The following is a 10,602-nucleotide window of genomic DNA, read 5'->3' on the forward strand; positions in this document are numbered from 1 at the left end:
ACGTAGAATTACCTGACAGCTGGCGGGGATAATAAATAATGCAGGTATTACAAAGCAGGAAGAATGAATCTAAACAGTTTTAGAGCGCATCTCAAAATTATCCAGACGTTATGTCTGGGAACAAAGAAACTGTGAAAAATCCGGATGGATAATTTTGAGATGTATTCTAGTTGTATTCAGGAAATAAAACTTCAATTTTTACTCCTTTTCCCGGCTCACTGTCTAATGTAATTGTGGCGTTGTACTGGTCGAGAATCTTTTTGATCAGATACAAACCTATGCCGGTACTTCCCGTTACCTGATTCTCGTCGATGCGGGTAAAAGGCTTGAAAAGTTTATGTCCGTGCTTTTCCATATCAATTCCCTTTCCGTTGTCGGTGTAAATAATCTGCAACTCATTGCCCCGTTTGTTCAGCGCAATGGATACGTCAACCATATCATAGCCATAGTGTACAGAATTGGTAAGCATGTTCTGGAACAGGCTTCTTACACGGGCTACAGGCATGGGTAAATATTCAAATTCACGCGAGGTGAAATGTATTTTCAGCTCTTTTTCCGAACTCAGTTCATTACGTATTTCTTCAATTATGGAAATAACCGGAGCTAACTCAGCCATTTGTTTTTCATCCTGAATCGTCATATGGTGCAGCTGCAGAAATCCGTTTATTGTTGCATTCCCGTTTTCACAGGTGTTCCTCAGTAATTCAGAAAGTTCCAGTACCTTTTGATGATCTTTTTTCAGGGCATACTTTTTTATCATCAGCGATAAGGACTGACCGTTTGTAATAATCGTTTTCAGATCGTGTGATACATGATAATTGAACGTGTTGTAGGATTCGTTGAGTAATTTCAGTTGTATGTTACTTTTACGAAGCGCCATGTTATAATTATGCTGACGCTGAGCAAACCGTCCGGCAATAAAAAATGCAATGCCCAGAAAAAATGGCGCTGTGGCAATGATGTAGTGAAGCGGATTGGAGTTGAATAACGGGCCCAGTTTTGAAAAGACAAACGACTCGTTTCTGATCAGGAAACAGTCGATTAACACCGCAGCAACCGGAAATAGTAACCCGAAAGCCACGCCGAAGAGCAGATACGTATATACAATTTTAATTCGTTTCCACATGCACGGTCAAGTTAGAAATAACGGGCAAGCAGAGCCAGCAGTGTAGGCTGTTCGAGTGGTTTGTTAAGATATTCCTTTGCACTTGGAAAACGTTCAAAAGCCTCCAGATCGCGCTTGTGTTGCGACGATGTGAGCATAAACACAAGCGGAAGCTTCGACGAATCATCCAACAGGTTTTCAAGTTCCTCCAGAAATTCATAACCGTCTAGCTCCGGCATTCTTATATCAAGCAATATAAGATCGGGAAAACTGCCTGATTCATTTTTTAATGCTTCAAATTCTTCGAGTGCCTGCTGCGGATTGCTGAACACCGTAACAGACTCGATCTGTTCCATATCAGCAAGCATGTCTTCCATGTACATGTTATTGATCTGGGAATCATCAACAAGGAATACTGATAGCTTTTTCATGAACAAACGTGGGCATTAGTTTAACTCGGATTCGCAAAAGTACCTTGCCGGATGAGTAATCCGATCCACAACCGGGTTATAGCACATAGCATGCAATAAAAACAGTATGGACAGAATCAGCTTATTGTAAAAAAAACAGGCGTAATCCGGGTTTCCTTTTCTACAAATTTAATATTTCAGTAATGCCGGGCTGCATGATTGCGATGAATTGTCGTTTAGTATCGTCAAACATGACCTACAGGTATGCAAAGGGGGATTATATAGTTGGTCAATGCGTTGAAATGTTGCAACATTTATTTTACCGCGGGCATTGGTTCATCGTCCCTAAGAGGCTCTTAAACGACACCGACCGGCTTTCGGGCCGGTCGGTGTGAAATATAGTGTATGGTAAAACTTAGTTGCGATACATTACAGCTTTCACCGCATCCATCAGTTTTTTCGGATTGGGCAGTGCGGCATCAATAAGCGGAAGCGCGTAGGGCAGGGGCACGTCGGCCGAAATTACGCGGCCGATGGGTGCATCGAGATAATCGAAAGCGTGTTGCTGTACCTGATAGGTAATATCGGTAGAGATGGAAGCCAGCGGCCATGCTTCTTCGAGAATCACAAGGCGGTTCGTCTTTTTTACCGAGCGGATAATGGCCGCATAATCAATGGGGCGTACCGAACGCAGGTCAATTACTTCGCAGGAAATGCCTTCTTTGGCAAGTTCCTCGGCCGCCACGTAGGCATGCTTGATGATTTTGCCAAAAGACACAACGGTTACATCGGTGCCTTCGCGCTTGATGTCGGCCACGCCAATGGGCAGCAGGTATTCGCCTTCGGGCACTTCGCCCTTGTCGCCGTACATCAGCTCTGATTCCATGAAAATAACGGGATCATCATCGCGGATGGCCGATTTGAGCAGACCTTTGGCATCGTAAGGATTTGAAGGCACTACTACTTTCAGGCCGGGTGTATTGGCATACCAGTTTTCGAATGCCTGTGAGTGCTGCGCGGCAAGCTGGCCGGCATTACCCGTAGGGCCGCGGAATACCATCGGAATGTTATACTGTCCGCCCGACATGCTCAGCATTTTGGCGGCCGAGTTGATCACCTGGTCAATCGCTACAAGCGAAAAGTTAAAGGTCATAAACTCGATAATCGGACGCAGCCCGTTCATGGCGGCACCTACGCCAATGCCTGCAAAACCAAGCTCGGCAATGGGGGTGTCAATTACGCGTTTGGCACCAAACTCGGCCAGCATGCCCTGGCTCACTTTATAGGCCCCGTTGTATTCGGCCACTTCTTCGCCCATCAGAAACACGCGCTCGTCGCGGCGCATTTCTTCCTGCATGGCTTCGCGCAGGGCTTCACGGAATTGGAGAGTTCTCATCAGATTTTCGCTGCGTGTTGTTTCGCAGGCCGACAAAAATAAGATTTTCGCGCAACCGTGCAGCATACTGCCTCACGGCGGCAAAGAATTAATCCGGTTTTGAACTGCAAAATGCAGCACCGGCAGGCGAAACACGTTCGGCAGCCGCAGCATTCTGTTTTATACACCAAATTGCCGCAGGTGGTGATCAAGATGCTTGTACAACATATTGTTCCACTCATTTTTGTTCAGCACGCCAAACGAATGCGATGCTTTCCCGTCGAAATGGCCTTCGCCAAGCTCTTGTGTTTTAGTGATATAATTGATAAGCCGATTCTTCTCGGCCTCAAAATTCTTCTCGTCTTTGATAAGAAATGCGGGCGCGGTTTGTCCGTTCTGTTTATAAGTTGCAGCTGTAGTAACCGCTTTTTTAACCATCATTTTCAATATAAAACGCATGAAAGCACCGGGTTTCGGATGCTTATCTTCATATATCATTTCATACGTTACGTTGCAATGTGCAAGCATTTGAGCAACATTCATTTTTCCCCAAACTGCAGCGGTTTCGGGTGTAAGCTGCTTTATTCGGGCAATTACAGCATCTGAAACTGGTTTTGTGAAAATATTGGGTAAATCCATACTGAGGTTTATTGGTGATGGTTGGTTGATTCGGCAAGTTTATACAGAGATTGGCAATCCCATAACTGGAGATGTTAATTTAATTTTAAGTTTAATTGATTTGCTGCGGTTGTTTGAAGAGAGTTGTGCTTTAAAATGGGTTTGTGTTTAAAATCATCGTCTGTATATTTATCGGCGTTATTGATTTGGGAAAGGCTTCATTTCTAATACCAATTTATTGAGTAGAACAATATGAATAATCTAATAAATATATCATTCAATGATATTTCATTAACTAGAAAGTCTCAACACTTATCTATTTATCTTTCACAATGGTCTAGTTATCAATTAAAGTCCAATTTGCCTAAAATTATTAATATTAATATCCAGAATTCTGTTTTAACTCCCTACATTGAAGGGCAAAACAAAAGCATAATTAATTTTTCTCTTGGATTGAATTATGATAATTTGAATAGTATATCAGCAAAAGAATTCAATACTTTATTGTTTCAATCTGTTTTGAATGCTATATCAATTATATCAAATGAGAAGATTGATAATGCTCTTGTTATTCTTAAGGATGATTTTAACAAGAATAATATTTCAATAAAACCAATAATTATTTATGAGTCTAAAATAGTGCCTGATAATTACAGTAAGATGCAGTTGGAAATATGTGGCAGCTTAGATGGATATTTTTTGAACTTAAATTAATTAAATCAAAAAATATTCTCTTACAAAAAAAGATTTTAGATTTACTTCCCGCATCTGTGTTTTTGGCAAATAGATTTATCGATCACCATTACTGGGTAGATAATAAGATTATTATCGTTGAAGAGTTTAAAGAAATAGAAATAGAATGCGAAATTGATACAGATAAGAACGCTAAAGTATCTTTTCATCCCCAAGAAAATTCAATAGAAGAATTAAATGAAATTTTAAACAGCTTTTGGGTTAGGTAGCAATCGCGCGCGGGTTGTGGTCAAAATCAATCTTCTATATATTTATCCGCAATGTTGATTTGGGAAGTCGCCCTGTCCACCACAATCCCCCCCAATTCCCCCCAATCATTAAGATTACCAGATTAATGAAAATTGATCCGGTAAAAACGCTATTTTTGCACCTCTTAAAAATCACGCTAATTCGGTTTTTACAATGAAAATACTCGTCTGCGTCAGCAACGTGCCCGACACGACCACCAAAATTGCGTTTTCAAACGACAATACGGAGTTCAACAAACAGGGCGTTCAGTTTATCCTCAATCCTTACGATGAATGGTATGCACTTGTGCGCGCCCTTGAACTGAAAGAAGCCAAAGGCAGCGGCTCGGTAACCCTCATCCATGTTGGTCCGGCCGAAAATGATGCCGTTATCCGCAAAGGTCTTGCCATTGGTGCCGATGATGCCGTGCGCATTGACGCAGAACCGGCCGACGCCTATTTTGTAGCCGAGCAGGTGGCCGCTTACGCCAAAGACAAAGGCTTCGACCTGATTATGACCGGTAAGGAAACCATCAGCTACAACAGCTCCATGGTGGGCGGCATGCTGGCCGAAATGCTCAACATGCCCTATGTTTCTCTGGCTACCAAGCTCGACGTAAACGGAACCACAGCCACTGCCGAGCAGGATGTGGACGGCGGCACACAGGTGGTTGAATGCCAGCTTCCGGCTGTAATCAGCTGCCAGAAAGGTATGGCCGAAGCGCGTATTCCAAACATGCGCGGTATCACCCAGTCGCGCACAAAACCCATTGCGGTGGTGCCGGTTTCGGGTGCAAGCACGCTTACCTCAGTGGCCAGCTACACACCCGCCGAAGGCCGCAAAGCCGTTAAAATGATCGATCCGGCCAATATGGACGAGCTCGTTCAGCTGCTTCACAACGAGGCGAAAGTTATCTAAGTCACACACCTTTTTACACAATACTCATGGCCGTTCTCGTTTACACAGAAGCCGCCAAAGGCAAAATCCGCAAAAGCTCACTGGAAGCAGTGAACTACGCTTCCCATATTGCACAATTGCTGGGCACCACCGTTACCGCCGCCATTGCTGCCGGTACCGATGCCGCTTTGCTGGCTGAACTCGGCAAGGCCGGTGCCGCCAAGGTACTCACACTGGCCGGCGATAAGCTGGCTGCCGGCAACGATGCCGCCTGGGCCATGGCCCTTGAGCAGGCTGCCAATGCCGAAAATGCCGATGTAGTCATTTTCTCGCACGATCTTTCGGCTAAAACCATTGCTCCGCGTCTGGCGGTGCGCCTCAAAGCGGGCATTGTAGCCGGCGCGGTTGATTATCCTACCGTAAACGGGGCGGCTCTGTATGTGCGCAAAAATGCCTTCTCCGGCAAAGCCACGGCGGTGTATGCCATGCACTCGGCCAAAAAAATCATTACCCTGCTGCCCAACTCGTTCCAGGTAAAACTGGGCGAAGGCACCGCAACTGTTGAGGCATTCAATGCCAATGTGGATGCTGCACCGGCTGGCATTGTGGTGAAAGAGCGCAAAACACGCGAAACCACCACCGTGCCCCTGCCTGAGGCTGAACTCGTTGTATCGGGTGGACGCGGACTGAAAGCGGCTGAAAACTGGGGCCCGCTTGAAGAGCTTGCCACCGCACTCGGCGCCACCACCGCCTGCTCACGTCCCATTGCCGACATGGGCTGGCGTCCGCACCACGAGCACGTGGGCCAGACCGGCGTGGCGATTCGTCCCAACCTGTACATTGCCATTGGCATTTCGGGCGCTATCCAGCACCTGGCGGGCGTAAACGGCAGCAAAACCATCGTGGTCATCAACAACGACAAAGAAGCACCGTTCTTCAAAGCGGCTGATTATGGCGTAATCGGCGATGCATTTGATGTGTTGCCCCGACTTACTGAGGCCGTGAAAAAGTTCAAGGCTTCACAGCATTAATCGTAGCTCAAAAAACGCTATCTTGGTTTACACCTTCTCAAGCCAGTGCCTGTGAGCAACGGTATGAAAAAAATCAAGCTCGAAATTGTGGGTTTGCACTACAGCCAGACTCAGACCGGCGCATACGCACTGGTGCTGGGCGAAGCCAAAGGCAAACGCCGCCTGCCCATTATCATTGGCGGGTTCGAAGCGCAGGCTATTGCCATCGAACTCGAAAAAATGACGCCCAGCCGCCCGCTCACGCACGATCTCTTCAAGAGTTTTGCCGACGCGTTTCACATTGCAGTGACCGAAGTGCTAATCTACAACCTGGTGGAGGGCATTTTCTTCGCCCGCCTGGTGTGTCAAAACCCCGACGGAAGCACGGTTGAAATTGACGCCCGCACTTCCGACGCCATTGCACTGGCCGTTCGTTTCGAATGCCCCATTTTCACCTACGAGTTTATTCTGGCTTCGGCCGGCATTATTCTCGACGATGAAAACGGCGATGGCGAAACACCTTCCTCCTCAGAAAGCTCAACCGGCCTCACCGAAGAAGAGGAAGAAGCATTGCTGGCCGAGGCCACCGGCAGCGAGTTTCAGCGCAAATCAGAAAAAGAGCTGGAAGAATTGCTCAACACCGCCCTGCGCGATGAAGATTATGAACGCGCCTCACGCATACGCGACGAACTGAACAAACGCAAAGGCGGTTAAGGATTTTCACACACAAATACACACTCAAAAACCCGCAGCCGGTATCCGGCAGCGGGTTTTTTATTTTGCGTTCATCGCGTTTATCGCCCCAGTTTATTAGCTTTATTGCCCTAACATAATGATCATATGTCGCAAATTAAGTTCCGACTAACGTTAATGAATTTCCTGCAGTTTTTTGTGTGGGGCTCTTACCTTACTTCACTGGGCGGTTACCTGTTTGTAACGCGGCAGTTTAAAGGGGAAGAAATCGGGCTGGTGTTTATGACAATGGGTATTGCCTCTGTAATCATGCCCACACTGCTTGGCATTGTGGCTGACCGTTGGATGAATGCCGAGCGTGTGCTTGGAATTAGTCATGTTATCAGTGCTGGATTTCTTTTCTGGTCGTTTACGGTGAAAGATCCTGACACCATGTTTTGGGTGATGCTGCTGGTAAATATGTTTTACATGCCCACCATTGCGCTCAACAACTCGGTGTCGTATGATATTCTGCTGCGTTCGGGGCTTGATCCGCAGAAAAGCTTTCCGCCCATCCGCGTGTGGGGCACAATTGGTTTTATAGCGGCCATGTGGTCGGTTGATTTGCTTGGACTTACACTTGAAGCCGAACAGCTTGTGTTTGCCGGTATTGCGGGCGTATGTATGGGTGTGTATTCGCTGGCTATGCCGGCTTGCCCGCCTTCGGGCAAATCAGAAAAGAAATCCCTGTTCTCGGCTTTCGGACTTGATGCTTTTGTGCTTTTCCGGACACCGAAAATGCTGGTGTTTTTTCTGTTTGCCATGTTTCTTGGTGCTGCCTTGCAGGTAACCAACCAATGGGGCGTTCCGTTTCTCGATCACTTCAAAGCCATACCCGAATACGAACAATCGTTTGGTGTACAACATGCCAATATTCTTGCATCAATTTCGCAGATTTCAGAAACGCTGTTTATTCTCACTATTCCGTTTTTCCTTACCCGTTTCGGCATCAAGCGTGTAATGCTTATCAGCATTGGTGCATGGGTGCTGCGCTTTGGCTTGTTTGGTATCGGCAACCCCGGTTCAGGTGTGGCTTTGCTGGTATTGTCAATGATTGTATATGGCATGGCGTTCGACTTTTTCAATATCTCCGGTTCACTCTTTGTGGAACGCGAGGCTGATAAGTCGATACGTTCAAGCGCACAGGGCTTGTTTATGCTTATGACCAATGGCATCGGAGCCATTATCGGCAGCTACGGAAGCGGCTGGGTTGTGCAGCGTTATACCGATGCGGCAGGCATTACCGACTGGAGCACGGTGTGGTACATTTTTGCCGCTTATGCCCTGGTGTTGTTTATCATCTTCCCGTTTGCTTTCCGCTACAAGCACAACCCGGCCGATGTGCAGGAGATTAAGCATTAACCACACACATTTCTATACGAAGAACGCCGGACAAATTTGCCCGGCGTTTTTCATATGATAAGGAATAATGAGACAGATTAGAAGGGAAGGTCGTCGCTGTCGTCTCCGCTGCTGAACGTGGTGATATCGGGTGCGGCGGTGGTAGCTGCGGGAGCTCCCATATTCTGGGGTTGCGCGGCAGTTTGCACGGGCTCTATTTTCCAGGCTTCAATGGTGTTGAAATACTTCACATCTCCTGCAGGAGCTTTCCACTCGCGGCCGCGCAGGTTGAAGAATACGCGTATTTCATCACCTTCGCGGAAAGGCTCCACGAGGCTGCAGCGATCCTGCACCAGTTGAAAAGTGATGTATTGCGGGTATTGCGAGGAATTGTCCGTAAGTACAAAATCACGCTTGCGGAAACGTTCCGAAACCTGCTGCTCGGCGTATTTGGCCTTGAGAGTACCGGTAATATTGAACATGTGAAAGAAATTAAGAGTGTTTGAACCTCAAAGGTACAACACGCTGCGTTCCTTGCCTCACCGACTTATGAACAACTGTTCAAAAGCAGGTTTGATAGTTAGTGCTGGTCAGAAAGCAGCACGTTCCAGGCTTCGGCCACACGGCCCTCGTCGAGCAGGCGGGCGGCAATGTGGTGCAGGTGTGCATCAAGCTGCTGCAGGTTTCGGCCGTAAAGTTCAAAAGCCTCGTTTATCGCACCCGATTCGCAATAGCGGCGCACGGTTTCGGCATCGGGCAATTGCTCTACGTTGCCAAGCTGCCCGAGGTGGTTGCCCGTGAGTACTTTGCTCAGCCGGATATGCTCCGGCAACTGATCCACACCAATGCCCAGCGTGGTAAGCGGCTTGGCCACACCAAACAGCGCATCGCCCGAAGCACGCACGTACCAGTCGCCGCCAAGGCGGCCCACCAGATCAATTTTGTGCTGGTCAATCATGCCGGTTTCGGCATTCAGCACCTCATCGGCAATGTGGATCAGCACAATATCGCAGATCACCAGGTTGCCGGCACCGCCGTTTTGCCCCAGTTCCACAATTTCGCGCACGCGGCACTCCAGCTGCACCGGCGATTCCTTCACACGCGGCACCTTCACTTTCACGCCCGGCACTTCGGTAAGTCCGGCCTTCACAAATTCATTCACCCCCTTCGCATACTCGGTGCTTGAAAGTGAAGCCTGCTGCACCAGCGGATAATTCACCACATTAATCACACACTCGCCGGTAGCTTTGGCATTGTCGTAGGTGTTTTTGGTAGCACCCGTGCGCCCGCTGCGTGCCGGCGAAAAAATAGCCACCGGCGGATTGGCACTGAACACATTGAAAAAACTGAACGGACTCAGATTGGCATTGCCCTGCTCGTCAACCGTGCTTACAAAAGCAATCGGTCGCGGGGCAATGGCATGAAGCAGATACTGGTGGAGCTGGGGAACTTTAAGTTCGGTCGGATCGAAGGTTGGCATGGGGCAAAGGTAAGGTTGAATCTTCAGACAGATTAATTATCTGCCCCGATTTTTCTGTCCAGTAAGCATACAACTCATCAAGAAATTCTATACCACCTTTATCAATACCGTTGAAGGTGTCTGTAACCGGATTATTATTAAGCTGCGGCGAGTCTCCAGACTCGCTGCAATAGTTGATGCCAGTCTGTGACTGGCGTGTAGGTAGCCAACCCCAGCGTGAGTAGATCATTCCTGAACAAAAGTTCTTCCTACATTTTGTAAAGTTATTCTATCGCAAAATCAAGCCAACTTTATTTTCATATACCTATTTATAACCAAAAAGAGGCCACCTCGTAAGGCAGCCTCTCAAGACATTCAACGCTGATTGCTTACAAATGAATCACTTCCCCGTAAGCTGCCGCAGCCGCTTCCATAATGGCTTCGCTCATGGTGGGGTGGGGGTGAACGGTTTTCACAATGTCGTGGCCGGTGGTTTCGAGTTTGCGTGCGGCTACTACTTCAGCAATCATTTCGGTAACGTTTGCGCCGATCATGTGTGCGCCGAGGAATTCGCCGTATTTGGCATCGAAAATCACTTTTACAAAACCATCGGCGGCACCGGCGGCTTTGGCTTTCCCGCTCGGCGGGAAGGGGAATTTACCCACTTTAATATC

12 protein-coding genes are annotated in these 10,602 nt (G+C 47.5%); 5 read left to right on the plus strand and 7 right to left on the minus strand.

What is annotated here, in order from left to right; translation table 11 throughout:
• Nucleotides 1–166: 166 nt before the first annotated feature.
• The 4 genes from IM638_18790 to IM638_18805 form a co-directional block, all read right to left on the minus strand.
• The gene (locus IM638_18790) at nt 167–1,126 is read right to left on the minus strand and encodes a HAMP domain-containing histidine kinase (GenBank protein MCA6365085.1); all 960 of its coding nucleotides are present in this window, start codon (nt 1,124–1,126) and stop codon (nt 167–169) included.
• An 11-nt stretch (nt 1,127–1,137) separates the two neighbouring features.
• On the minus strand, nt 1,138–1,536 hold the full coding sequence (locus IM638_18795) for a response regulator (GenBank protein MCA6365086.1): 399 nt from the start codon (nt 1,534–1,536) through the stop codon (nt 1,138–1,140).
• 394 nt (nt 1,537–1,930) lie between these two features.
• A complete protein-coding gene (locus tag IM638_18800; GenBank protein ID MCA6365087.1) occupies nt 1,931–2,911 on the minus strand; it encodes a pyruvate dehydrogenase complex E1 component subunit beta in 981 nt (326 codons plus the stop codon).
• A 159-nt stretch (nt 2,912–3,070) separates the two neighbouring features.
• The gene (locus tag IM638_18805; GenBank protein MCA6365088.1) at nt 3,071–3,529 is read right to left on the minus strand and encodes a DUF1569 domain-containing protein; all 459 of its coding nucleotides are present in this window, start codon (nt 3,527–3,529) and stop codon (nt 3,071–3,073) included.
• A gap of 653 nt (nt 3,530–4,182) precedes the next feature.
• Between IM638_18805 and IM638_18810 the strand changes: the two genes are divergently transcribed.
• The 5 genes from IM638_18810 to IM638_18830 all read left to right on the plus strand — a co-directional run bounded on the left by IM638_18810 (nt 4,183) and on the right by IM638_18830 (nt 8,490).
• The gene (locus tag IM638_18810) at nt 4,183–4,470 is read left to right on the plus strand and encodes a hypothetical protein (protein ID MCA6365089.1); all 288 of its coding nucleotides are present in this window, start codon (nt 4,183–4,185) and stop codon (nt 4,468–4,470) included.
• Between the two features lie 193 nt (nt 4,471–4,663).
• Nucleotides 4,664–5,407 carry an electron transfer flavoprotein subunit beta/FixA family protein gene (locus IM638_18815; GenBank protein ID MCA6365090.1) on the plus strand — a complete coding sequence of 248 codons (744 nt, stop codon included), beginning with the start codon at nt 4,664–4,666 and terminating at the stop codon, nt 5,405–5,407.
• Between the two features lie 26 nt (nt 5,408–5,433).
• Entirely contained in the window at nt 5,434–6,417 is a 984-nt protein-coding gene (locus IM638_18820; GenBank protein MCA6365091.1) for an electron transfer flavoprotein subunit alpha/FixB family protein, read from the plus strand.
• 63 nt (nt 6,418–6,480) lie between these two features.
• The gene (locus tag IM638_18825) at nt 6,481–7,110 is read left to right on the plus strand and encodes a bifunctional nuclease family protein (protein ID MCA6365092.1); all 630 of its coding nucleotides are present in this window, start codon (nt 6,481–6,483) and stop codon (nt 7,108–7,110) included.
• Between the two features lie 126 nt (nt 7,111–7,236).
• The gene (locus IM638_18830) at nt 7,237–8,490 is read left to right on the plus strand and encodes a nucleoside permease (GenBank protein MCA6365093.1); all 1,254 of its coding nucleotides are present in this window, start codon (nt 7,237–7,239) and stop codon (nt 8,488–8,490) included.
• A gap of 77 nt (nt 8,491–8,567) precedes the next feature.
• Here the strand turns inward: IM638_18830 and IM638_18835 are convergent, their stop codons facing one another.
• The 3 genes from IM638_18835 to IM638_18845 form a co-directional block, all read right to left on the minus strand.
• Nucleotides 8,568–8,951, minus strand: coding sequence for a DUF3127 domain-containing protein (locus tag IM638_18835; protein ID MCA6365094.1), 384 nt, complete (start codon nt 8,949–8,951; stop codon nt 8,568–8,570).
• 98 nt (nt 8,952–9,049) lie between these two features.
• A complete protein-coding gene (locus tag IM638_18840; protein MCA6365095.1) occupies nt 9,050–9,949 on the minus strand; it encodes a flavin reductase family protein in 900 nt (299 codons plus the stop codon).
• A gap of 368 nt (nt 9,950–10,317) precedes the next feature.
• On the minus strand, nt 10,318–10,602 hold a 285-nt coding region (locus tag IM638_18845; GenBank protein ID MCA6365096.1), incomplete at its 5' end, for a dihydrolipoyl dehydrogenase.

It is taken from the genome of Bacteroidota bacterium (assembly GCA_020402865.1).
GTDB lineage: Bacteria > Bacteroidota > Bacteroidia > Palsa-965 > Palsa-965.

What these genes read in the sequence shown, in the direction of transcription:
- IM638_18790 (MCA6365085.1), bottom strand. Translation starts at nt 1,126, where the DNA reads ATGTGGAAACGAATTAAAATTGTATATACGTATCTGCTCTTCGGCGTG.
- IM638_18795 (MCA6365086.1), bottom strand. Translation starts at nt 1,536, where the DNA reads ATGAAAAAGCTATCAGTATTCCTTGTTGATGATTCCCAGATCAATAAC.
- IM638_18800 (MCA6365087.1), bottom strand. Translation starts at nt 2,911, where the DNA reads ATGAGAACTCTCCAATTCCGTGAAGCCCTGCGCGAAGCCATGCAGGAA.
- IM638_18805 (MCA6365088.1), bottom strand. Translation starts at nt 3,529, where the DNA reads ATGGATTTACCCAATATTTTCACAAAACCAGTTTCAGATGCTGTAATT.
- IM638_18810 (MCA6365089.1), top strand. Translation starts at nt 4,183, where the DNA reads ATGTGGCAGCTTAGATGGATATTTTTTGAACTTAAATTAATTAAATCA.
- IM638_18815 (MCA6365090.1), top strand. Translation starts at nt 4,664, where the DNA reads ATGAAAATACTCGTCTGCGTCAGCAACGTGCCCGACACGACCACCAAA.
- IM638_18820 (MCA6365091.1), top strand. Translation starts at nt 5,434, where the DNA reads ATGGCCGTTCTCGTTTACACAGAAGCCGCCAAAGGCAAAATCCGCAAA.
- IM638_18825 (MCA6365092.1), top strand. Translation starts at nt 6,481, where the DNA reads ATGAAAAAAATCAAGCTCGAAATTGTGGGTTTGCACTACAGCCAGACT.
- IM638_18830 (MCA6365093.1), top strand. Translation starts at nt 7,237, where the DNA reads ATGTCGCAAATTAAGTTCCGACTAACGTTAATGAATTTCCTGCAGTTT.
- IM638_18835 (MCA6365094.1), bottom strand. Translation starts at nt 8,951, where the DNA reads ATGTTCAATATTACCGGTACTCTCAAGGCCAAATACGCCGAGCAGCAG.
- IM638_18840 (MCA6365095.1), bottom strand. Translation starts at nt 9,949, where the DNA reads ATGCCAACCTTCGATCCGACCGAACTTAAAGTTCCCCAGCTCCACCAG.